At 41.4% G+C, this 413-nt stretch carries 1 pseudogene; it reads right to left on the reverse strand.

The annotated features are described in order from the left end of the window. Nucleotides 1-196, reverse strand: a pseudogene (locus tag A3712_RS00985) (sigma-54-dependent Fis family transcriptional regulator); the annotation flags it as partial. Between the last annotated feature and the right edge of the window lie 217 nt (nt 197-413).

The raw sequence follows: 413 nt of genomic DNA on the forward strand, positions 1-413 counted from the left end.
ACATCTGGTTGAACAGAGGCAGTGCATTGCGCTCGATGATTTGAATCAAGTTCGATGACTGATGACGTCGCTGCTTAAGAATCGACTGTGGTAGGCGAATATCTTCGGGAAGTCGTCTCTGTTTTAGTCCCGCTTCTGTGCTGCGGTGCCAAGAAGATGAAAGCCAATCTGAGGTGTTTGCTTGTTGAAGGTGCATGACTGTTCCATGTTATAACAGTGAAGGTGTACCAAATTGGAACAGTTGAACATTGGATTGGTTTCTATACGGCCGTTCAATGCCAACTCACTTTGGTTTGTAAATGTTTGGTAATCATAGTTTTACAACTCATTAACAACAAGCTTTGAGGTTATGGCGTGTGATTTGCGTTGTTCTTGTTGTGAAGAAAGTAAGAATTATTAGTGTTTTAAACAGA

Origin of the sequence: Vibrio sp. HI00D65 (genome assembly GCF_001635455.1) — a bacterium.
Lineage (GTDB): Bacteria > Pseudomonadota > Gammaproteobacteria > Enterobacterales > Vibrionaceae > Vibrio.